Annotated in this window: 24 protein-coding genes; 14 read left to right on the top strand and 10 right to left on the bottom strand. The window is 66.8% G+C overall.

The window, feature by feature from the left end; translation table 11 throughout:
* The 7 genes from LH400_RS01230 to recO form a co-directional block, all read left to right on the top strand.
* A partial coding sequence (locus LH400_RS01230) for a RelA/SpoT AH/RIS domain-containing protein (RefSeq protein WP_229150826.1) occupies window positions 1–1242 on the top strand: 1242 nt, incomplete at its 5' end.
* 92 nt (window positions 1243–1334) lie between these two features.
* Window positions 1335–1913: an orotate phosphoribosyltransferase gene (gene pyrE / locus LH400_RS01225; RefSeq protein WP_229151230.1), complete on the top strand. Its 579-nt coding sequence runs from the start codon at window positions 1335–1337 to the stop codon at window positions 1911–1913.
* A gap of 89 nt (window positions 1914–2002) precedes the next feature.
* Window positions 2003–2623: a DUF2062 domain-containing protein gene (locus LH400_RS01220; protein ID WP_370638300.1), complete on the top strand. Its 621-nt coding sequence runs from the start codon at window positions 2003–2005 to the stop codon at window positions 2621–2623.
* A 132-nt stretch (window positions 2624–2755) separates the two neighbouring features.
* Window positions 2756–3490 (top strand): signal peptidase I, encoded by a 735-nt coding sequence (gene lepB / locus LH400_RS01215; RefSeq protein ID WP_229151228.1) that lies wholly within the window; start codon window positions 2756–2758, stop codon window positions 3488–3490.
* Window positions 3478–4188 (top strand): ribonuclease III, encoded by a 711-nt coding sequence (rnc, locus tag LH400_RS01210; RefSeq protein WP_229150825.1) that lies wholly within the window; start codon window positions 3478–3480, stop codon window positions 4186–4188. Before lepB ends, rnc begins: the two co-directional genes overlap by 13 nt.
* A 59-nt stretch (window positions 4189–4247) precedes the next feature.
* Window positions 4248–5174: a GTPase Era gene (era, locus tag LH400_RS01205; RefSeq protein ID WP_229151227.1), complete on the top strand. Its 927-nt coding sequence runs from the start codon at window positions 4248–4250 to the stop codon at window positions 5172–5174.
* Between the two features lie 17 nt (window positions 5175–5191).
* Entirely contained in the window at window positions 5192–5929 is a 738-nt protein-coding gene (gene recO, locus LH400_RS01200) for a DNA repair protein RecO (RefSeq protein WP_229150824.1), read from the top strand.
* Between the two features lie 30 nt (window positions 5930–5959).
* Here recO and LH400_RS01195 read toward each other — a convergent pair whose 3' ends face one another.
* The gene (locus LH400_RS01195) at window positions 5960–7249 is read right to left on the bottom strand and encodes an MFS transporter (RefSeq protein WP_370638299.1); all 1290 of its coding nucleotides are present in this window, start codon (window positions 7247–7249) and stop codon (window positions 5960–5962) included.
* 262 nt (window positions 7250–7511) lie between these two features.
* Here LH400_RS01195 and panC point away from each other — a divergent pair, with 262 nt between their 5' ends.
* Window positions 7512–8399, top strand: a complete 888-nt coding sequence (panC, locus tag LH400_RS01190) for a pantoate--beta-alanine ligase (RefSeq protein WP_229150822.1) — start codon at window positions 7512–7514, stop codon at window positions 8397–8399.
* The gene (gene panB / locus LH400_RS01185) at window positions 8396–9214 is read left to right on the top strand and encodes a 3-methyl-2-oxobutanoate hydroxymethyltransferase (protein ID WP_229150821.1); all 819 of its coding nucleotides are present in this window, start codon (window positions 8396–8398) and stop codon (window positions 9212–9214) included. The genes panC and panB overlap by 4 nt, the downstream gene beginning before the upstream one ends.
* A gap of 746 nt (window positions 9215–9960) precedes the next feature.
* On the opposite strand, the gene LH400_RS01180 is transcribed toward panB, so the two are convergent.
* From LH400_RS01180 to ygfZ, 3 genes are read right to left on the bottom strand one after another with little or no spacing between them, the layout of a single operon-like run.
* Window positions 9961–10476, bottom strand: a complete 516-nt coding sequence (locus tag LH400_RS01180; RefSeq protein ID WP_229150820.1) for a tyrosine phosphatase family protein — start codon at window positions 10474–10476, stop codon at window positions 9961–9963.
* Between the two features lie 8 nt (window positions 10477–10484).
* Entirely contained in the window at window positions 10485–11147 is a 663-nt protein-coding gene (locus LH400_RS01175) for an HD domain-containing protein (RefSeq protein ID WP_229150819.1), read from the bottom strand.
* Window positions 11144–12004, bottom strand: a complete 861-nt coding sequence (ygfZ, locus tag LH400_RS01170; RefSeq protein WP_229150818.1) for a CAF17-like 4Fe-4S cluster assembly/insertion protein YgfZ — start codon at window positions 12002–12004, stop codon at window positions 11144–11146. The genes LH400_RS01175 and ygfZ overlap by 4 nt, the downstream gene beginning before the upstream one ends.
* 116 nt (window positions 12005–12120) lie before the next feature.
* Between ygfZ and LH400_RS01165 the strand changes: the two genes are divergently transcribed.
* From LH400_RS01165 to LH400_RS01150, 4 genes are all read left to right on the top strand, one after another.
* A complete protein-coding gene (locus LH400_RS01165) occupies window positions 12121–13458 on the top strand; it encodes a dihydroorotase (RefSeq protein WP_229150817.1) in 1338 nt (445 codons plus the stop codon).
* A 78-nt stretch (window positions 13459–13536) separates the two neighbouring features.
* Complete coding sequence (locus tag LH400_RS01160; protein WP_229150816.1) at window positions 13537–14055, top strand: cupin domain-containing protein; 519 nt, start codon at window positions 13537–13539, stop codon at window positions 14053–14055.
* 322 nt (window positions 14056–14377) lie between these two features.
* Window positions 14378–14713 (top strand): hypothetical protein, encoded by a 336-nt coding sequence (locus tag LH400_RS01155; protein WP_229150815.1) that lies wholly within the window; start codon window positions 14378–14380, stop codon window positions 14711–14713.
* Window positions 14714–14817: 104 nt separating this feature from the next.
* Window positions 14818–15372 carry an ankyrin repeat domain-containing protein gene (locus LH400_RS01150; RefSeq protein ID WP_229150814.1) on the top strand — a complete coding sequence of 185 codons (555 nt, stop codon included), beginning with the start codon at window positions 14818–14820 and terminating at the stop codon, window positions 15370–15372.
* Between the two features lie 34 nt (window positions 15373–15406).
* On the opposite strand, the gene LH400_RS01145 is transcribed toward LH400_RS01150, so the two are convergent.
* The 5 genes from LH400_RS01145 to LH400_RS01125 form a co-directional block, all read right to left on the bottom strand.
* Window positions 15407–16087: an SOS response-associated peptidase gene (locus LH400_RS01145; protein WP_229150813.1), complete on the bottom strand. Its 681-nt coding sequence runs from the start codon at window positions 16085–16087 to the stop codon at window positions 15407–15409.
* A gap of 101 nt (window positions 16088–16188) precedes the next feature.
* Window positions 16189–17265: a hypothetical protein gene (locus LH400_RS01140; protein ID WP_229150812.1), complete on the bottom strand. Its 1077-nt coding sequence runs from the start codon at window positions 17263–17265 to the stop codon at window positions 16189–16191.
* A gap of 100 nt (window positions 17266–17365) precedes the next feature.
* Complete coding sequence (locus tag LH400_RS01135; protein WP_229150811.1) at window positions 17366–17626, bottom strand: hypothetical protein; 261 nt, start codon at window positions 17624–17626, stop codon at window positions 17366–17368.
* Between the two features lie 101 nt (window positions 17627–17727).
* The gene (locus LH400_RS01130; protein ID WP_229150810.1) at window positions 17728–18117 is read right to left on the bottom strand and encodes a TIGR02301 family protein; all 390 of its coding nucleotides are present in this window, start codon (window positions 18115–18117) and stop codon (window positions 17728–17730) included.
* 191 nt (window positions 18118–18308) lie between these two features.
* Window positions 18309–18752, bottom strand: a complete 444-nt coding sequence (locus LH400_RS01125; protein ID WP_229150809.1) for an NUDIX domain-containing protein — start codon at window positions 18750–18752, stop codon at window positions 18309–18311.
* Window positions 18753–18816: 64 nt separating this feature from the next.
* On the opposite strand from LH400_RS01125, the gene LH400_RS01120 reads away from it, so the two are divergent.
* Window positions 18817–19575: an SOS response-associated peptidase gene (locus LH400_RS01120; protein ID WP_229150808.1), complete on the top strand. Its 759-nt coding sequence runs from the start codon at window positions 18817–18819 to the stop codon at window positions 19573–19575.
* Window positions 19576–19696: 121 nt separating this feature from the next.
* On the opposite strand, the gene LH400_RS01115 is transcribed toward LH400_RS01120, so the two are convergent.
* Entirely contained in the window at window positions 19697–19879 is a 183-nt protein-coding gene (locus LH400_RS01115) for a hypothetical protein (protein ID WP_229150807.1), read from the bottom strand.
* Window positions 19880–19928 lie beyond the last annotated feature (49 nt).

The following is a 19928-nucleotide window of genomic DNA, read 5'->3' as shown; positions in this document are numbered from 1 at the left end:
GCCGAGTACGGCGTCGCGGCCCATTCGGTCTACAAGGACCTCGGCAGCGACGAGGATGCCCGCGTCCACCTGTCGAAGGATTCGAACGCGTACGGCTGGCTGCGCCGCACGATCGAGTTGCTCGCGACCGGCGACAACCCGGAGGAGTTCCTCGAGCACACCAAGCTGGAGCTCTTCCAGGACCAGGTCTTCTGCTTCACGCCGAAGGGCCGCCTGATCGCGCTGCCGCGTGGCGCGACGCCGATCGATTTCGCCTATGCCGTCCACACCGATGTCGGCGACAGCTGCGTCGGCTGCAAGATTGACGGCCGGATCATGCCGGTGGTGACCGAACTCGCCAATGGCGACGAGGTGGAGATCATCCGCGCCAAGGGCGGGACGCCGCCGCAGGCCTGGGAGAACATCGCGGTGACCGGCAAGGCGCGGGCCGCCATCCGGCGCGCGGCACGGGTCTCGATCCGAAGGCAGTATTCCGGCCTCGGCCAGCAGATCCTGGAGCGCACCTTTACCCGGTCGGGCAAGACGTACTCGCGTGACGCTCTGAAGCCGCTGCTCGGCAAGCTTGGCCATCGCGACATCGACGATGCGCTGGCCGCGGTCGGGCGGGGCGAACTCTCCTCGACCGACGTTCTCAAGGCCGCCTATCCCGACTATCAGGACAGCCGCGTCACGCGCCGCGGTCCACGCCGCGAGGAGGAGGGCTGGTTCAACCTGCGGACTGCCGCCGGCATGATCTTCCGCGTGCCGGGCCGGCCCAAGGTTCGGGAGAAGGAGCGCGAGAAGAAGGGCTCCAACGCCATTCCGATCCGCGGCGTCGGCGACGACATGCCGGTGCATTTCGGGCCGGACGGTGCCGTGCCGGGAGACCGGATCGTCGGGATCATCGAGCCCGGCAAGGGCATCACCATCTATCCGATCCAGTCGCCCGCGCTCGTAGCCTATGACGAGCAGCCGGACCGCTGGGTGGACGTGCGCTGGGATATCGACGCGGCCCTCAAGGCGCGCTTCCCCGCCCGGATCATGCTGTCGGCGATCAACGAGCCGGGCTCGCTGGCGGAAATCGCCGAGACCATTGCGATCAACGATGCCAATATCCACAACCTTTCCATGGTGTCGACCGCCCCCGACTTCACCAAGATGGTCATCGAACTCGAGGTCTGGGACCTGTCGCATCTCAACCGCACGCTGAAGCAGCTGCGGGCCAAGGACTGCATCTCGGAGGTCGCGCGGGTCAACGGATGACGCCATCCCGGTTGCCGAAACCTCCGTCCCGGCCTATCGAGCGGCCATCGCGGCGAGAAGAGGCGGGACGACGAACGATGACCGAGACGACCATGACGAGCGAGGAGGTTCTGGGCATCTTCCGGGAGGCCGGTGCCTATCTGGAGGGCCATTTCATCCTCACCTCGGGCCTGCGGAGCCCGGTCTTCCTGCAGAAGGCGCGGGTGTTCATGCATCCGCACCTGACCGAGCGGCTCTGCCGGGCGCTGGCGCAGCGCATCCGCGCCTCGGTCGAGGGGCCGATCGACTATGTGGTCGGGCCGGCCGTGGGCGGCCTCATCCCGGCCTACGAGACGTCGCGCCATCTCGGGGCACCGGCGATCTGGGTCGAGCGGGAGGACGGCGTCTTCCGGCTTCGCCGCTTCGAGATCGAAAGCGGCGCGCGGGTGGTCATCGTGGAAGATATCGTGACGACGGGCCTCTCGATCCGCGAGACCGTCGATTGCCTGCACGGGCTGGGTGCCGAGGTGCTGGCCGCCGCCTGCATCATAGATCGCTCCGCCGGCAAGGCCGATGTGGGCGTGCCACTCATCGCGCTCGCCGAGTACGAGGTACCGGCCTATCCGGCCGATGCCCTGCCGCCCGAACTCGCCGCAATTCCGCCGGTCAAGCCGGGTAGCCGCTCGCTGTGACCGGTGGCCACCGTCCATGGTCCGGGGACGGCGCCTTCACCGGGGTCTGACGCGGAAAGCGGGTGCGACCCCGGTGCTTCGGATGGGAGATGACGACAGACATGCTGTTTCGGCGGCGCCAGCCCCTCAGTCTTGCCTCTCGGGTTCGCACCGTTCTTTGGCCGCGCAGCTCCTTCTCGCGGTCCTTCCACTATTTCCGCAAGCGGGTCCTGCGGTTGAACGCGACGCCGCATGCGATCGCCGCAGGCTTTGCGGCGGGCGTCGCGGCGTCCTTCACCCCCTTCATCGGCTTCCATTTCCTGCTCGCCTTCGCGCTCGCCTATGTCGTCGCCGGAAACATGGCCTCGGCGGCGCTCGGAACGGTGGTCGGCAATCCCCTGACCTTCCCCTTCATCTGGGGCGTGACCTACGAGGTCGGCCACTGGCTGCTGGGCGCGCGCGCCCCGCATGGCGAAGCGCCGGCAAATCTCGGCTCGGCGCTGCGGCACATGGATTTCGCCGCGATCTGGAAACCCATCATCGAACCAATGATGATCGGGGCGCTGCCGCTCGGCCTCGGCGCAGGCCTTCTGTCCTATGGACTCGTCTTCGCCGCCGCCCGCAGTTTCCAGGCGCATCGGGCGCACAGGATGGCCGGCCTCAAGCATGGGAGGCAAAGGTCGGAGCTGCGCCTGCAAGATGCTCGCCGCGACGGATCCTTCAGGCCATGAGCCGCTCTCTAGCGGTGTCCGCACTGCGGAAAGTTTAGGAAGACGCCACATTGCTCCCGCTTGGGCGAGCCGGTAGAAGGCGACGGGCGGCAGCGCCGCGAGGAGAGTATGCGACGGAAGGCAGTGGGTGACATGGTCGACGAGGCCGAACGAACGGAAAAGGGGGGCCTCGGCGAGACCGTGAAGGTCGTCGTGCAGGCGCTTCTGTTGGCGCTGGTGATCCGGACATTCCTGTTCCAGCCCTTCTCGATCCCGTCGGGATCGATGATGCCGACGCTGCTCGTCGGCGATTATCTGTTCGTCTCCAAATGGAGCTACGGCTTCTCGAAATATTCCTTCCCGTTCTCGCCGGAGATCTTCGACGGCCGGATTCTGGCCTCGCAGCCGACGCGCGGCGACATCGTCGTCTTCCGCAAGCCGCACGAGGAAGATGTCGACTACATCAAGCGCCTGATCGGCCTGCCGGGCGACCACATCCAGGTGAGGAACGACATCCTCTACATCAACGGCAAGGCGGTCCCGCGTGAGCCAGCGGGCGACTTCATCGCCGAGGACGGCACTCGCGTTCCGGAATTTCGCGAGACCTTGCCCAATGGCGTCTCCTATCTGACGCTGAACCTCAGCGACAATTCGGCCGGCGACAACACCCGCGAATTCGTGGTGCCCGAGGGCCATTATTTCATGATGGGCGACAATCGGGACAACTCGCTCGACAGCCGCTTCGACGTCGGCTACGTCCCGTTCGAGAACCTCGTCGGCAAGGCGCAGGTGATCTTCTTCTCGATCAAGGACGACGTCTCGCCGCTGGAACTGTGGCAGTGGCCGACCGATCTGAGGCCGTCGCGCATCTTCACATGGCTCGGCTGACACGCGAAAAGCCGCTCGAGGCGCTGGAGGAGCGGATCGGCGTCCGCTTTCAGGACCGGACACGGTTCGAGCGGGCGCTGACCCATTCGAGCCTGCGTTCGGACGGCGGCAGCGACAAGAGCTACGAGCGGCTGGAATTTCTCGGAGACCGTGTCCTCGGCCTCGTGATCGCCGAGAAGATCTTCGCGATGTTCCCGAAGGCCGACGAGGGGGAGCTCTCGCTTCGGCTGAACGCGCTGGTCAGCGCCGAGACCTGCGCCGAGATCGCCGACGAGATCGGCCTGTTCGACTTCGTGCGCCAGGGCGGCGATCTGAAGAAGCTGAAGGGCGAGCGCACGCGCAACATCCGCGCCGACCTTGTCGAATCGCTGATCGCCGCGATCTATCTCGGCGAGGGCATGGAAACCGCCCGCGACTTCATCACCCGGCACTGGGGCGGCCGGCTGGACGAGGCCGTGACCGCGAGGCGCGATGCCAAGACGGCGCTGCAGGAATGGGCGCATCGGCGCGGCCCGACGCCGCCGCGCTACGAGATCGTCGACCGGACCGGTCCCGACCACGAACCGCTGTTCACCGTGCGGGTCCTGGTCGACGGGGTCGAACCGGCTGAGGGACAGGGGCGCTCCAAGCGCCTTGCCGAACAGAATGCCGCCGAAACCGTGCTTCGGCGCGAAGCGGTCTGGAAGGATGAGGATTGACCATCGAAGAGCCGAAGCCCGAGACCGACAGCGAAGCGCCGCAGGATGACGGCGGCCGGGTGACCGCGGACGCTGCCGAGGGCGCAGTTCAAGCGCCGACGCGATCCGGTTTCGTCGCGCTTCTCGGCGCGCCGAATGCCGGCAAGTCGACGCTGGTCAACCAGCTCGTTGGTACCAAGGTCTCGATCGTCACCCACAAGGTCCAGACGACGCGCGCACTTGTCCGCGGCATCGCCATCCACGACCGCGCCCAGATCGTCTTCGTCGACACGCCCGGCGTCTTCGCGCCGAAGCGCCGGCTCGACCGGGCGATGGTCCGCACGGCCTGGTCGGGCGCCAAGGATGCCGACATCGTCCTCGCCATCATCGATGCCGAACGCGGCATCACGGAGGAGGTGGACGTCATCCTGAAGCGGCTCGAGGAGCGCAAGCTGAAGGCGGTGCTGCTCCTCAACAAAGTCGACAAGATCAAGCGCGACCGGCTGCTCGGTCTCACCAAGGAGATCACCGAGCGGGCGGAATTCGCGAAGGTGTTCATGATCTCGGCGCTGACCGGCTCGGGCTGCGCCGACCTGATGGACTATCTCGCCGCGGCCCTGCCCGAAGGCCCCTGGTATTATCCGGAGGACCAGATCTCCGATCTGCCGCTGCGCCAGCTTGCGGCCGAGATCACCCGCGAGAAGCTGTTCCTGCGCCTCCACCAGGAGCTGCCCTACGCCTCCCACGTGGAGACGGAGCTGTGGGAGACCCGGCCGGACGGCTCGGCAAGGGTCGAGCAGACGATCTATGTCGAGCGGGACAGCCAGAAGCGGATCGTCATCGGCCATAAGGGCGAGACGATCAAGGCGATCGGCCAGGCCGCGCGCAAGGAGATCATCGAGGCGGCCGAGCAGACCGTGCACCTCTTCCTCTTCGTGAAGGTGCGCGAGAACTGGGGCAACGACCCCGAACGCTACCGCGAGATGGGGCTCGATTTTTCGGGGTGATCGGATAGGCCGGTCTGATGGAATGGCGTGAGGAAGCGATCGTCCTCGGCGTGAAGCGCCATGGCGAGACCAGCGTCATCGTCGAACTGATGACCCGGACGCGTGGCCGTCATCTCGGCCTCGTGCGCGGCGGCCGTTCGCGTCGCCAGCAGCCGGTCCTGCAGCCCGGCAACACCGTCGCCGCGCATTGGCGCGCGCGCCTCGACGAGCACATGGGCACCTATGTGCTCGAGCCGGTCGAGTTGCGGGCCGCAAGGCTGATGGAGGGCGCCGTCGGGCTCAACGGCATCCAGCTCGTCGCCGCGCATCTGAGGCTCCTGCCCGAGCGCGACCCGCATCCGCGGCTTTATGACGGTCTTGCCGTCATCGTTGAGCATCTCAACGCCCCGGAGCGGGCGGGAGAGCTGATGCTGCGCCTCGAGATCGCGCTTCTGGAGGAACTGGGCTTCGGCCTCGACCTCACCGAATGTGTCGCGACGGGCGTCCGCAAAGACCTCGTCTATGTCTCGCCCAAGTCTGGACGGGCCGTCAGCCGCGAGGCGGGCGCGCCCTGGGCCGACAAGCTGCTCCCGCTCCCGACCTTCCTGACCGACCGGGACCTTGCCGCCGAACCCGCGGCTTTGGCCGACGGCTTCCGGCTGACCGGCTATTTCCTCGCCCGCCATGTCTTCGAGCCGCGCGGCATTGCCGAGCCGAACGCGCGCGCGGGTTTCCTGGCGGCGCTGGGCAAGGCGGACACGGCCGCCGCCGGCTGAACGCCCGATGGCCGGCCGCGCCCTCCGGGCCTAGGCCGGCTGAGGCAGGACGTAGCGCTCCACCGCCGCCTCGCGGATCGGCCAGTGCACTACCGCCGCGAACAAGCCGAGCGCGACGCCGATCCACCAGACCGGATCGTAGGAGCCCATCTTCACGTAGAGATAGCCGCCGAGCCAGACGCCGAGGAACGAGCCGATCTGGTGAGACAGGAAGACCAGGCCGCCGAGCAGGCCGAGATAGCGGGTGCCGAACATCACCGCGACGAGGGCGTTGGTCGGCGGCACCGTCGACAGCCAGAGGAGGCCCATGACGGTGGAGAAGACGACGACAGTCGCCGGCGAGATCGGCGTCAGGAGGAAGATCGTCACGACGATCGAACGGGCGATGTAGATGAAGGACAGAAAGTGCGGCTTCGACGTGCGCTGGCTGATAATCCCGGAGGCGATCGATCCGATGATGTTGAAGAAGCCGATCAGCGCCATCGCCGTGACCGCCCAGACCGGGGCGATGCCGAGATCGCCGAGATAGGCGGGAAAGTGCGCGGTGATGAATGCGACCTGGAAGCCGCAGACGAAGAAGCCGGAGGTGAGGAGGAGATAGCTCTTCGTCGCGAAGGCCTCGCGCAGCGCTGCCCCCATGGTCTGCTCGATCTCCTGTGCGAGACCGCCGGCGTGCCGGCTCGAATTGCCCCTGAGCGCGATGGCGAGCACCGGGACCACCAGCATCATCGCCGAGAGCACCAGGAGCGAATTCGCCCACCCATAGCTGTCGATCAGCGCCTGGCTGAGCGGCGCGAAGACGAACATGCCGGCCGAGCCCGCCGCCGTGCCGAGGCCGAAGACGAAGGAGCGCTGCTCGGCCGAGACCCGCCGCGCGAAGGCCGCGAGCACGATGCCGAAGGAGCCGGCGGCGACGGCGAGGCCGACGAGGACGCCCGAGCCGATGGTCAGCCAGAAGGGCGAGGGCGCGAACGCCGTCAGCGTCAGGCCGGCGGCGTAGAGTAGGCCCGACAGGACGAGGACGCGGCCGGTGCCCCATTTGTCGGCGATCGCTCCGAAGAGCGGCTGGCCGACGCCCCAGCACAGGTTCTGCACGGCGATGGCGATGCCGAAGTCCTCGCGGCTCCAGCCATTGTCCGTCAGCATCGGGATCTGGAAGAAGCCCATCGCCGAGCGCGGCCCGAAGGTCAAAAGCGCGATCGCGCAGCCGGCGAGAATCGCGAGCCAGGCGACGCTTTCGGGCTGCGACGTTCGGGGCGAAGCTGCAGTGGACGGTGACGATGCCAAGGCTTGTGTCTCCTTTGCGTTGGGTCCGGACATTACAGTCCGGACAGCTTCGGAAAAACATCATTCTGGTGATCCCAGCGATCAGCGGGACGAATGGGAGACCGGCAAATTCGACCCCGCCGGCCTGCCATTCTGCGGCTGGTCAGGCCCCTCGGTCGGCAGACGCAGGAGGGGAGGGTCCTTGTCCACGCCATTCCGCTTCCGATGTTTTCCCTCGCCTGATCGGGCGCCAACGCTTCCGTCCGGCCGTCGCAGCGACTAGAAGCGGGGCCGACAGGACGAAAGACGGCAGGCCGTGCAACTCATCGAAACCATCGCGCCGCTGAGGGCGGCACTCTACGATTATCGCCGGAAGGGCGAGACGATCGGCGTCGTGCCGACCATGGGCTATCTGCATGACGGGCATCTCGCCCTCGTGGAGCGGGCGAAAGCCGAGTGCGATCGCGTGGTGGTGACGGTCTTCGTCAATCCGACGCAGTTCGGCCCCTCCGAGGATTTCGCCGCCTATCCGCGCGACCGGGAGCGCGACCTCGCAATGCTTGAGCGGCTGGCGGTGGACGTCGTCTTCGCGCCGACCGTCGAAGAGATGTATCCGCGGCCCGGCCAGACGACCGTATCGGTGAAACCGCTCGGCGACATCCTGATCGGGACGGTCCGGCCGGGGCATTTCTCTGGCGTTGCGACGGTGGTGTCGAAGCTCTTCCACATCGTCCAGCCGGACCGGGCCTATTTCGGCGAGAAGGACTACCAGCAGCTTGCCGTCATCCGGCGCATGGTGGCCGATCTCGACATGCCGCTCACGATCGTCGGCGTGCCGACGGTGCGCGAGCCGGACGGGCTGGCGATGTCCTCGCGCAATGTTCGCCTGACCCCCGAGGCGCGTGCGGCAGCCAAGGTCCTGTCGCGGGCGCTCGGTGAAGGCGAGCGACTGATCGGAGCGGGCGAGGCGGATCCGCAGGTCGTTTTGGAGACGATGCGCGGCATGATCACCGCCGAGCCGCTGGCGGAGCTTCGCTCGCTCGACCTCGCCGACGCGGAGACGCTGGAGGCGGTGGAGCGGGTCGAGGCGCGGCCGGTGGTGCTGCTCGTCACCGCGGCCTTCGGCGGCGTCCTTCTGATCGACGAGCGGGTCGCCCACCCTATAGCTGAGCTGAACGAGACCGAGCCCGGAGGCGAAAGATGAGCACGCCGACGCCGAACCGCCGACTGACGGCGCCGGCCATCCTGTCGCGCAAGGGCGGGACCCCGATCGTCATGGTCACCGCCTACAGCGCGACGATGGCCCGGCTGGTCGACCCGCTGGTCGACATGATCCTCGTCGGCGATTCGCTCGCCATGGTCGAGCACGGCATGCCCTCGACGCTCGGCGTGGGGCTGGAACTGATGATCGCGCATGGGCGTGCGGTCGTCTCGGCGGCGCAATCGGCCTTCGTCACGGTCGATCTGCCCTTCGGCGCCTATGAAGCCGGCCCGGCCGATGCCTTCCGCGCCGCCGCAAGGGTCATGGCCGAGACCGGCTGCGGCGCGGTCAAGCTCGAAGGCGGCGTCCACATGGCCGAGACGATCGCCTTCCTGACCGGGCGCGGCATTCCCGTGGTCGCCCATATTGGTCTGACGCCGCAGGCGGTGAACGCGCTCGGCGGGTTCAGGAGCCAGGGCCATGACGAGACGGCGCGCGCCAAGATCCTCGCCGATGCCGCGGCCGTGGCGGAGGCCGGCGCCTTCGCCGTCGTGGTCGAGGGTGTCGTCGCGCCACTCGGCGCGGAGATCACGGAGGCGATCACCATCCCGACGATCGGCATCGGCGCCTCGTCCGCCTGCGATGGTCAGGTCCTTGTGCTAGAGGACCTCCTCGGTCTCACCGACCGTGTGCCGCGCTTCGTCAAGCGCTATGGCGACCTCGGCAAGGCGGTGTCGGAGGCGGTCGGCGCCTATGCCGACGAGGTGCGCTCGCGGGCCTTTCCGGCGGAGGAGCACACCTACAAGCCGCGGGGATAATTTTGTTGCGGACGGCGGCAGCATCGAGGGGATAACTACAATGGTCAGCAGCTAAGCAATCTTAACATTGAGTGCAGCGGACGCATGAGGGACGCAGTTCGGAAGATAGTAGTCGGATTGTTGGGGGCGGGCCTCCTCGGCGCGTTTGTAGCGATGCTGACGGAACCTTTTGCGGCAGAATTCTATCACCAGATGGGCATTGATCCGGCCCGATGGGTGACACCTTTCCGACAGGTCGTATTGCAGTGGTGGCTACCCATCTTCACCTTCTTGATCGGTGCCGTCTCAGGCTATGGCCTTGCGAAATTTGGTTCAAATACATTGAGAAGGAAACTCAATGAAAATGAGGATCATGTTTCCTCTGGCAATCTTGATACGCGACTACGGATAACATTAGACCCCTCTAAATCTGGACATTTTATCCAAGAATATCAAAGCAATATAAGGTCTTGGCAGCAAACTACTGTTTCAGTCGGTGGTGATAGAGCGGAGAAGAATTTCTCGCTTGTACACGTCGATACTTTGTCGATTGTGTTTAATGAATTGGTAAATTATGAGAGGCCTGTGGTGGACGCAAAAGGCGGCCCGCTGGGTGGATTTAACTGGTATTCACTAGGGACTGGTGGAGCTGTATTTCAGTTCTTTGGTCCCATACAGGCGGATCTCATTGATATCTGGTTTCCGCCGATCGGATACTACGACTCTCGTAACAACGCGAACAGATCGCGTTTTGACCCTGCTGGCGGTCACAACACCAGCGGCAGGACGAACGGCGTTCCCGAGAACGCCTCCTCGCCGCGGCCGATGGCGCGGATCGCCGCGACCATCCGGCCGCCGCGGCCGAGCTTTTCGTCGGCGAGGGCGACCAGCCGCGCGTTCGGCGTGGCGGAGGGCGCGCGGCGGCGCAGCTCCTCGGCGAGCGCCGCCTCGTCGAGCTCCGGATTGATCGCCAGTGCCAGAATATAGGCCGCCGCCGTCGAGCGGCTGATCCCGGCGAAGCAATGGACGGCGAGCGGCGTCTCGCGGCTCCAGCGGCTGCCGAACTCCAGGAGCTGGTCGAGATGTTCGACCGCCGGCGCCGTCATGCCTTCCATGGGCTCGACGATGTCGTTGAAGCCCAGGAACAGGTGCCGCTCGGCGTTGATGCTGGCGGGCCGCTCTACCGGGGTGCCTTCGTTGATCAGCGTGACGACGTCGAGCGCGCCGTGTTCCGCGACGGTTACGTGAAGATCGGCGAGGGAGGAGACGACGAGATAGGTCATCGCCCTGTCTATCGCTTGCGCCCGGCGCTGGCCAGACGCGGCGTCTTCGGTTCGGCCGGGCGGGGAGCAGCGAGGACGGCGTCGAGTTCGGCGAAGCGGTCGAGAAACGCCTGGCCCACCTCTGCGGCTGGGCGCGGGGCGAAGTCGGCGGCGTCGCAGACCGCGGTGCCCGGCGCGCCGAAGAGTTTCGCCGCTTCCCGCGTCTCGAATCCGGCAAGCAGCGTCGCCTCGAAATAGGCCGACACCTGATCCGCCGCCTTGATCGCCTTCACGACCGGCGCGGGCAGGCTGGCCGGCAGGCCGTACCGCAGATGGACCGCCGCCTGCAGCCGCTTTTCGACCGACTTGTAGTCGCCCCCGAGGACGGTCTTGAAGGGCGAGATCATGTCGCCGATCACGTATTCCGGCGCGTCGTGGAGAAGAGCGGCGAGCCGCCAGCGCGGATCGGGCTCATGTCCCGCGACGATCTGCTCGACGATCAGCGAATGCTGCGCGACCGAGAAGGCGCAGTCGCCGCGCGTCTGGCCGTTCCAGCGGGCGACGCGGGCGAGGCCATGGGCGATGTCGGAGATCTCGATATCGAGCGGCGAGGGGTCGAGGAGGTCCAGCCGCCGCCCGGACAGCATGCGCTGCCACACGCGCGGTGGCTGGGGCTGCTTCGTCCGGCTCATTCCGCGCTTTCCGGTGCCGCCGTGGATGAAATCTCCGGCAGAGAAAAGCCTGCCCAGGGCGGGATCGTCATCTCCACCGCCACGCCGTCTGCCGTGAGGGCCTCGCCGCTGGCGAGCGCTTCGGCCAGCCGGTCGATTCGCATGAGCGCAATGCCGTCCCTGTCGGTCGCCGAGAGGATCGTGCCGATCGCCTTGCTGCCGGCGATGACGTCCGAGCCCGGCGTCAGGTGTTGGTCGCTGGAGACGAGCATCAGCCGGCGCCGCGCCGTCCCGCGGTGCTGCATGCGCGAGACCACTTCCTGGCCGACGAAGCAGCCCTTCTTGAAGGAGACGCCGCCGTTCTGGTCGAGAAGCACGTCATGCGGGAAGACGTCCGAACCGGGATAGTCGGCCTCGGCCTCGGCGATCCCGGCGCGCAGGCGCAGCGCGCGGAAGTCCTCGGCCGGCGCCTGGTCGAGCCCGCCGGGCACCTCGCCATGGATCCTTACGACGTCGCCGCCGGCAAAGCGCCGATCGACGAGGGCGCCCGGAAGCTGCGCGGCATTCTCGCTCCAGGCGGCGAAGACCGAAAGGTCCTCCGGCTCGATCGCGACCTTGGCGCGCAGCCGGTAGAGGCCGAGCCGCTTCTTCAGATCCTCGGCGGCGCTCTCCGCGCAGTCGAGTCGGAAGCCGCCGCCGATTCGCCCGACCAGAAACTCGAACAGGATCTTGCCCTGCGGGGTCAGAAGCGCAGACGGCCGCATCTCGCCGGGCTCGAGCGTGTCGAGATCGGTCGTGATCAGGTTCTGCAGGAAGGGTTCGGCGGTCTCGCCGGTCACCGCCAGAAGGGCACGGTCCGGCAATGGAGCATAGGGCATGGGTCGTGGCTCGCTTTCGGGACCGTTCAAGGCGGTCCGATGTGAGGGCACTGCTTGTGTGATCCGGTCGCGTTACGTATGCCGGGCGAAGCGATCGAACAAGCGCGAGGCAGATCATGGCGACGACCTTCGAGAGGATCCTGAAGGGCGGCACGGTCGTCAACCAGGACGGTGCCGGCCTTCGCGATATCGGCATCGCCGGCGGCCGCATCGCAGCGATCGGCACGCTCGACCCTAGCTCGGCCGGCGAGGTGATCGACTGCAGCGGGCTGACCATCATGCCCGGCGTCATCGACAGCCAGGTGCATTTCCGCGAGCCGGGTGCCGAGCACAAGGAAGATCTCGAAACCGGCTCGCGCGCGGCGGTCCTCGGCGGCGTCACCTGCGTCTTCGAGATGCCCAACACCAATCCGCTGACGACCAGCGAAGAAGCGCTCGCCGACAAGGTGCGGCGCGGGCGCCACCGGATGCATTGCGACTTCGCCTTCTGGGTCGGCGGCACACGCGAGAACGCGGCCGACGTCGCCGAGCTGGAGCGCCTTCCCGCCGCGGCCGGCATCAAGGTGTTCATGGGCTCCTCCACCGGCTCGCTGCTCGTCGAGGATGACGCGGGCGTCGCCGAGATCCTGAAGCGCACGCGCCGGCGCGCGGCCTTCCATTCCGAGGACGAGTTCCGCCTGCGCGACCGGCTCGGCGAGCGGATCGAGAACGATCCGCGATCGCATCCGGTCTGGCGCGACGAGATCGCCGCGCTTCAGTGCACCCAGCGGCTGGTGCGCATCGCCGAGGAGACCGGCGCGCGCATCCATGTCCTCCACATCTCCACCGCCGAGGAGATCGAGTTCCTGGCCGGCCATAAGCGCAACGCGACCTGCGAGGCGACGCCGCACCATCTGACGATGACGGCCGACGACTACGAGAGGCTCGGCACGAGGCTCCAGATGAACCCGCCGGTGCGCGAGGCATGCCACCGCGACGGCGTCTGGCGGGGGATTGCCGATGGTGTCGTCGATGTCCTCGGCTCGGATCATGCGCCGCATACGCTTGAGGAAAAGGCCAAGCCCTATCCGCAATCGCCCTCGGGGATGACGGGCGTGCAGACGCTGGTGCCGATCATGCTCGACCATGTCGCCAACAATCGTCTGTCGCTCGCGCGCTTCGTCGACCTCACCTCGGCCGGCCCGCAGCGCATCTTCGGCCTGGCGAAGAAGGGCCGGGTCGCACTCGGCTACGACGCCGACTTCACGATCGTCGACCTGAAGCGGGAGGCGACCATCACCAACGACTGGATCGGCTCGCGCTCGCAATGGACGCCCTATGACGGCAAGCGGGTGACCGGTTGGCCCGTCGGCACGTTCGTGCGCGGCCGCAAGGTGATGTGGGACGGCGAAATCGTGGAGGGCGCGCAGGGCGAGCCCGCCGAATTCGTCGAGACGCTGTCCCCGCGCGGCTGAAGGCCGGACAAGATTTCGCGGCCTTGTAAGGCTGGGCCTGCCGCAACGGCGCGCCCTCGCAGAGTGGAGAAGAGTGGCATGAGCGAGAAGAGCCCCATCGTCGATCCGAGCAAGCTCGAACTCGAGGAGTGGAGCCAGGGAAGCCTCTATGGCGGCCGGGACGTCTCCTTCGGCGCGCAGCTCGGCCTCGATGCGCTCGGCATCTCCTATAGCGAGGTGCCGCCGGGTCGGTCTGGTTGCCCGTTCCACAACCACCATGTCGAGGACGAACTCTTCGTCATCCTGGAAGGCGAGGGTGAATACCGGCTCGGCGATACCAGGCACAAGGTCGGTCCCGGCGATGTGTTGGGAGCTCCGGCGGGCGGGCCGGACACCGCCCACCAGCTCTTCAACACCGGAACCGGGCCGCTGCGCTATCTCGCGGTCTCCTCCATGGCGAACACCGACATCGTCGAATATCCCGATTCCGGCAAGGTGCAGGCCCGGACCAAGCGCCATCGAGGCGGGGGCTCCTTCCGCGTCATGCACCGCGCAACGCCTTCGCTCGACTATTGGGACGGCGAGCCGGGCGCGGCCGAACCGGACACCGTCGTCTGATCGCGTCCGCCCACTGACGGCCGCACCTTTGGGTGAACCGGCCTCGCCTCCCTCGGTCTGAGCCGATCGGCCGAGCCGTCAGCGAAGCGCGTCCGCGCTTTCGAGACCGCAAGGCGGCGTATCGGCAGGATTGGAAAGCCTCTTGATCATTCTGCCTTATTTCTAGGCAACCACTTTTTCAGCTTTCGTTCCCAGGCTGAAGCCGGATCAAGAGGAGTTGGTCCGCGGGGACGTATGGCGGACCTCGCGGTGGCGAAGGCGGAAGTTGTCGATCGACGACCCGGACTGGCCGACTCGCGCTGAACCCAAGGAAGGGAGAAGCATGTCGGACCGCTGGGCCTTTGAAAGTGGCATTCCCGTCAGGATTGCCCTCGGGCTGCCGGTCGGTCGCGCCGAAGCCCGCGGCGTGATCGGCCTTGCAATCTACGAGCCGAAGGCGGTCGTCGCCGTCTTGAGGGCGCCATCGGCCGTATCGGGCGCGAGCCGCGCGGACGAGATGCCGGGCGTCAGGTCCGGTCGAGCGCCGCGGCCGGTGCGGCAGGCAAGCCGCCTTCCCGAGGAGTGGCTGGATTTCCTCACCGATCCCGCCCGAGCGATGACGGAAGACGAGGATCTCTGCGTCCCGACCCTGTGCGACTTTCCCTTCGCGTCCTGGTGACGAGCGCTGTGGCTGCCGGCGGGGCTTGCGTCTTGGCCCGGAGACCATAGGTCCGCACCGACCATCGAGCCGCGATCGCGCGCCGGCAGGAGAGGAGAGCGAAAATGTCCAACGAGCCTTCCGGCGCCGAGCCAGCCTTCGACGACGAGACGCTGCGGCTGGCGGCCATGGTCTTCCAGGCCGCGCGATCCGGCGAGACGGCCAGGATGGCGGACTTTCTCGATCGCGGCCTGCCGCCCAATCTCAGGAATGAGAAGGGCGACAGCCTCCTGATGCTGGCGAGCTATCACGGCCACCAGGCGCTGACGCGGCTCCTGCTGGAAAGCGGCGCCGATCCGAACATTTCCAACGACAAGGGCCAGACGCCGCTGGCGGGCGCCGCCTTCAAGGGCGAGACCGAGATCGCCCGTCTGCTGCTCGACCATGGCGCCGCGGTCGACGGCGCGGGGCCCGACGGGCGCACAGCGCTGATGATGGCGGCGATGTTCAACCGGACGGAGCTCGTCGACCTCTTTCTGGAGCGCGGCGCCGATCCGGATGCGCGCGCCGCGGACGGTGTCGATGCGCGGGGCGCCGCAGCGGCGATGGGAGCGCAGGAGACCGGGGCCCAGCTCGACCGGATCGCCGAGGAGCGGCGGGAAAAGGCGCAGCCCGGCTGACGGCAAAGGCGGGAGACCCGCCAGGGCAGCAGGGTCAGAGCAGGCGCTCGGGATCCGGCGAATCCGGCTCGCCGTCGGTCTTCTCGCCGCGTGCGACGATCGTCAGCGCACCGTCCGGCAGCGGGCGCTGAAGGCAAGAGGCCTCGTCCCATCCGCCCCGCATCCAGGCCTCGATCTCCGAGGGCTCGGTGAGGATCACCGGCATCGCCTTGGGATGGACGGCGCCGACCTCGCGATTGGGCTCGCAGGTCAGGAAGCCGAAGAGGTCGGCCGTCACTTCGCCTTCGGCCTTCTTGCGCACGCTCGTCCAGCTCGTCCACAGCCCGGCGAAGACGGCCAGCGGCCGCTCCGGCGAGAGCGCGAACCAGACCGGGACCTTCCGGCCGTCCACCGCCTCATATTCGGAAAAGCTGGTGAAGGGCACGACGCAGCGATTGGCCGGGCCGAGCCAGCGCCGCCAATGCGGGCTCTTCACGTTGCGGATGTTGGTCACGCCGCTGTCGACCGTCCGGCCCTTGAGGACGAATTGCGGCGAGGGCATGCCCCAGCGCATCATCGTCAGCTGCCGCCCGTCCTCAGAATTGCGCGCCACCGGTGCGGCATAGTCGGGAAAGACGCCGGGCAGCGGCGGCAAATTGCCCGTCCGGTCGAGGACCGCACCGGTGAACTGCCGGATCGCCTGCTGGCCCTTGGTGATCGAATAGAGATTGCACATGGCCGGCAGGATATCCCGGCTGTCGCCGCCGGCCAATTGCGGGGACGGGCGTGGGGATGACGCACCGGCGCGCCGTTCGGCAAGGCCCCCGAAGGAGCCGGTCAGTCGCCGGCGACGAAGAACTGCATCTTGCCGTCCGGAGAGATGCCGATCCGGTAGAAATTATACGCGCCGAATTCCTTCATCGCCTGATAGTCGCCGGCGGTGACGATTTCGAACAGCTGGACGAGCTGCGGCTTGGTCAGCTTGCCGATGTCGACCTGGGTGAAATAGGGCCAGACGTAGATCTCGTCGCCGGTGCCCGGCTCGACGCGGACGTGCCCGGCCTCCAGCACTTCGAGGAGGATCGCCAGGATCTCGACACCGCCGCCGTCGCCGGAAGCGCTCTTGAGGAACTTGATCGGGTCGTCGACCTTGTCGTCGCCGAAGGACAGGACCGTTCCGTCCGCTCCTTTTGCGATATAGGGACGAAGCCGCTCGATCTCGCCGGACTCCGCGATCTCGATCAGTCGGTCGCGCAGGTCGCGGACCGGCTTCGGCAGATCGTCCGAACCATAGCTGATTTCGGCGGGCAGGGGCTCGGCCGGCCCCGCGTCGTCGTCTGCCGGGGCGACGATCACCGGACCAGCGCCATGTCCCGAAGGATCGTCGATGGCGCTCGCGCCGGCATTGGGCGTGGCGGCAACGGGAAACGCCATCTCGCTCGGGATCTGCAGCCGCATCTGGCGACCGTCCCGCGTCGGAACGTCCCGCGGCGCTACCTCGTCCTGATAGTTTTCCGGATTCGCCAGCGGCAGGCGCGGCTGTTTGCGTGACGACCCGCTCGCGGGCAGAGGCTTCACGTTTGCGGGCATGGGGGGGCCCTGGACGGGCTTTTGCTGCTCGAATTCGCGCGCTTCGTCCTCGGGGGAGATCGGGACCTCGCCTTCGTCGGTCCCTTCCGTCACCGGCGTGCGGGTCGGCTCGCGCCGGTTCTGGCCCGAAGTCGGTGCGGGACGTTGCGGTCCCTGTTCCTGGCGGCCGACGCTCAGCGGCGGCAAAGGGACGGCGACGATCCCCTCCTTGGATTCTGTCCCGCCATTCTCGCCCTCGATCTGCGAGAAGGCATACGCGCCGCAGGGTCCGACCAGCAGAGCTGCGGCCATGGCAATGCCAAGCATCACGCTCGTTCGGAGCATCACGGCTGCATCTCCTCGCTGTTGGCTCGGGATGGCAGCATCCGCCCGGCGGCTATCCCGAAGCTCGGCCGGTTCCTGCGCCGGCGCTCGAGCGCAATTCTTACTGGATGGTCCGGTCGGGCCGGAATTCGCCGAACTCGATCCTCTGGCGCAGAAGCTCCATCATGTCCAGCACACCGTCCTCGCCATGCAGGCGAACCAGCTCGGTCAGCGCCGTGGTGATCGCCGTCTCGGCCAGGATCTCCGCTTCGATCCCGTCGGAGATGCCGTCGGCCCAGGCTTCGCTGTGATATTCGAGGGCCACCTGCTTCTTCTCGGCCTGGATCATCTCGTCCAGCTCGGCACTCTGCAAATCAATCATGGCGACCCCTCAATTTTCGTCCCCGGCTTCACGTCCCGTTAAGGTCCTAGCACGATCTTACCGGCAATTTGATTCAGTTTGGTCCGATCCTTAACCGAAGGTTAAGTCCCGTACCTTGAGCCGATCTCGCGTGCGAGAACGGCGCCTTCCGTCTGGTAGCGGTTCACCGCGGTGCGCGCTGCGGCCGTGCATTTGCGATAGGTCGATTCGAATGCGCGATAGCCCGAATTGAAGCTCGCGATCAGCTGCCGCTTGTCGGCCTCGTTCGGCGCCTGGGCCGCGATCAGCTTGCTCATGTCGTCGCGCCAGACATTGGCGTCCTCCGCGCCGCACAGCTTGCGCAGGAAATGCATGGAGCCAAGAATGCTCGCCAGACGGCTGAGCGGCTTCATCCAGGGCGCATTGCTGGGCGTCTGACCTTCGTCGGGCTTGGCGACATCCTCGGTCTGCTTGTCCTCCGGAGCTGCGAAGGAACGGGTCGGAACTGACACTACCGCCGCCGCAAGGGCCGCTGCCAGGAATAATGCGGGAAGAATCCGGTTCCGATGCATGCTGAATCATTCAGCTCCTGTTAACGATTATGCAAGGGTCGTGCCGAACGTCCGGGCGGTTCCGGCAGCCAATGCGCCTTTCGCGCAACAGACCGTTTGGGAGGCATTTCGACTGGCTCGGTTTGCGGGCGTCAGGGTCCCGCTTTCGTCCCATGAGATAATGCCTCCAATGCCCGCTCGGCAACCGCGGCGAGGCCGTCGGTGGTCTGTTTTCGCAGTTCTGCCCGTCTGATTTCATCTATCGTTAACAGGTGGACCGAGGCGGCGTCGTCGCCTGCCTGCGGCGCATCATCCGAATCGAGCACGCCGGCATAGACGGCTATGACGGCGTGAAACGCATCGTCGATTGCCTCGTGCAGGGTGAGGAAGGCGAGATCTCCGACGCTGAGCCGGGTCTCCTCGGCGAGCTCCCGGCGCGCCGCGGTAAGGAGGGTCTCGCCGAACCGGACCTTGCCGCCGGGAAGCGAGAGCTTGCCCGCAAAGGCGCCGCGCCCCCGCTCGACGACGAGGATGCGCTGACCGTCGCTGAGGCAGACGGAGACCGCAAGGAGGGGTGCGGATCGCGGATCGGCCATGGCCGGAATATAGCTCCGCCGACTTCGCTTGACAGTTCGCTCGCGCTTCGGCTGATACGCCGCCATGTGCGGACGCTTCACCCTGACGGCGGCGCCGGAGGCGATCGCGGCGATGTTCCGACTGGGATCCATCGACCCTTTTCCGCCGCGCTACAACATCGCGCCGAGCCAGCCGATCCTGATCGTCATCGGCGGCGCCGACGAGCGTCCCGACACCGGACTTCGGCAGCGCTCCGCCATGCTGGTGCGCTGGGGTCTGATCCCCGGCTGGGTGAAGGATCTGAAAGGCTTCCCGCTGCTGTTCAACGCCCGGTCGGAGACCGTGGCCGAGAAGAACGCCTTCCGCGCCGCGCTTCGCTACCGCCGCTGCCTGGTGCCGGCGAGCGGCTTTTACGAATGGCGCCGGCGCGGCGAGGCGAAGCCGCAGCCCTATTTCCTGACGTCGCGTGGCGAAGCCGCCTTTGCCTTCGCCGGAATCGAGGAGACCTGGCTGTCGCCGGACGGCTCCGAGATCGACACAGCGGCAATCCTCACCAAGCCCGCGAGCGGCGCGCTTGCTTCGATCCACGAGCGTATGCCGGTGGTCATCCACAGCGACGATCACGATGCCTGGCTGAACTGCCGGGAGATCGATCCCGCCGCGGCCATGACGCTCGCCCGGCGCCTCGGCGGTGATGTCTTCGAGGCGGTGCCGGTTTCCGACCGCGTCAATTCCGTCGCCAATATCGGCCCGGACATCCAGGAGGCCGTCGCCGGGGAGGCGCCGCTGGCCGAGTCCCCTCAGCCTCAAGGCGAAGATGGAGCGCAGTTCCGCCTGTTCTGAACGTCCGCCGAAATGTCCGGTGAAACCCTCGGCAGAAGCACGCGGGGGCCCTGCGGTCCGAACGCAAAGCGGGATCCCGTTGCCGGAACCCCGCAGAATTCGTGGATGTCTCGCGCTGTTCCTACTCGGCGGGAATGAGCGTCGTCCGGGGATGGTTGGCCCGGGCCGCCTCCGGCTTGGCCGCGCGGCAGGCACGGCTGGCCGCAGCAATCGCAGGAATGCCGATCTCCTTGTAGTTCCGCTTCAGATCGACTTCCTGCTCGCGTTCGCGCTTGGAACGAAATTGAATGGTGTCGCGCTTCATGGCCTTCATCCGTGGGCTCGCTGGGGGGACTGCGCTTACCCAGCCCCCC

Origin of the sequence: Jiella soli (genome assembly GCF_020615385.1) — a bacterium.
Lineage (GTDB): Bacteria > Pseudomonadota > Alphaproteobacteria > Rhizobiales > Rhizobiaceae > VKMB-3413.
This window is presented reverse-complemented; position numbering and strand designations above follow the sequence as displayed.

Excerpts from the sequence above, each read along its gene's own strand:
- pyrE (WP_229151230.1), top strand. The coding sequence starts at position 1,335 with ATGACGAGCGAGGAGGTTCTGGGCATCTTCCGGGAGGCCGGTGCCTAT.
- LH400_RS01220 (WP_370638300.1), top strand. The coding sequence starts at position 2,003 with ATGACGACAGACATGCTGTTTCGGCGGCGCCAGCCCCTCAGTCTTGCC.
- lepB (WP_229151228.1), top strand. The coding sequence starts at position 2,756 with ATGGTCGACGAGGCCGAACGAACGGAAAAGGGGGGCCTCGGCGAGACC.
- rnc (WP_229150825.1), top strand. The coding sequence starts at position 3,478 with ATGGCTCGGCTGACACGCGAAAAGCCGCTCGAGGCGCTGGAGGAGCGG.
- recO (WP_229150824.1), top strand. The coding sequence starts at position 5,192 with ATGGAATGGCGTGAGGAAGCGATCGTCCTCGGCGTGAAGCGCCATGGC.
- LH400_RS01195 (WP_370638299.1), bottom strand. The coding sequence starts at position 7,249 with ATGTCCGGACCCAACGCAAAGGAGACACAAGCCTTGGCATCGTCACCG.
- panB (WP_229150821.1), top strand. The coding sequence starts at position 8,396 with ATGAGCACGCCGACGCCGAACCGCCGACTGACGGCGCCGGCCATCCTG.
- LH400_RS01180 (WP_229150820.1), bottom strand. The coding sequence starts at position 10,476 with ATGACCTATCTCGTCGTCTCCTCCCTCGCCGATCTTCACGTAACCGTC.
- LH400_RS01175 (WP_229150819.1), bottom strand. The coding sequence starts at position 11,147 with ATGAGCCGGACGAAGCAGCCCCAGCCACCGCGCGTGTGGCAGCGCATG.
- ygfZ (WP_229150818.1), bottom strand. The coding sequence starts at position 12,004 with ATGCCCTATGCTCCATTGCCGGACCGTGCCCTTCTGGCGGTGACCGGC.
- LH400_RS01165 (WP_229150817.1), top strand. The coding sequence starts at position 12,121 with ATGGCGACGACCTTCGAGAGGATCCTGAAGGGCGGCACGGTCGTCAAC.
- LH400_RS01160 (WP_229150816.1), top strand. The coding sequence starts at position 13,537 with ATGAGCGAGAAGAGCCCCATCGTCGATCCGAGCAAGCTCGAACTCGAG.
- LH400_RS01155 (WP_229150815.1), top strand. The coding sequence starts at position 14,378 with ATGTCGGACCGCTGGGCCTTTGAAAGTGGCATTCCCGTCAGGATTGCC.
- LH400_RS01150 (WP_229150814.1), top strand. The coding sequence starts at position 14,818 with ATGTCCAACGAGCCTTCCGGCGCCGAGCCAGCCTTCGACGACGAGACG.
- LH400_RS01145 (WP_229150813.1), bottom strand. The coding sequence starts at position 16,087 with ATGTGCAATCTCTATTCGATCACCAAGGGCCAGCAGGCGATCCGGCAG.
- LH400_RS01140 (WP_229150812.1), bottom strand. The coding sequence starts at position 17,265 with ATGCTCCGAACGAGCGTGATGCTTGGCATTGCCATGGCCGCAGCTCTG.
- LH400_RS01135 (WP_229150811.1), bottom strand. The coding sequence starts at position 17,626 with ATGATTGATTTGCAGAGTGCCGAGCTGGACGAGATGATCCAGGCCGAG.
- LH400_RS01125 (WP_229150809.1), bottom strand. The coding sequence starts at position 18,752 with ATGGCCGATCCGCGATCCGCACCCCTCCTTGCGGTCTCCGTCTGCCTC.
- LH400_RS01120 (WP_229150808.1), top strand. The coding sequence starts at position 18,817 with ATGTGCGGACGCTTCACCCTGACGGCGGCGCCGGAGGCGATCGCGGCG.
- LH400_RS01115 (WP_229150807.1), bottom strand. The coding sequence starts at position 19,879 with ATGAAGCGCGACACCATTCAATTTCGTTCCAAGCGCGAACGCGAGCAG.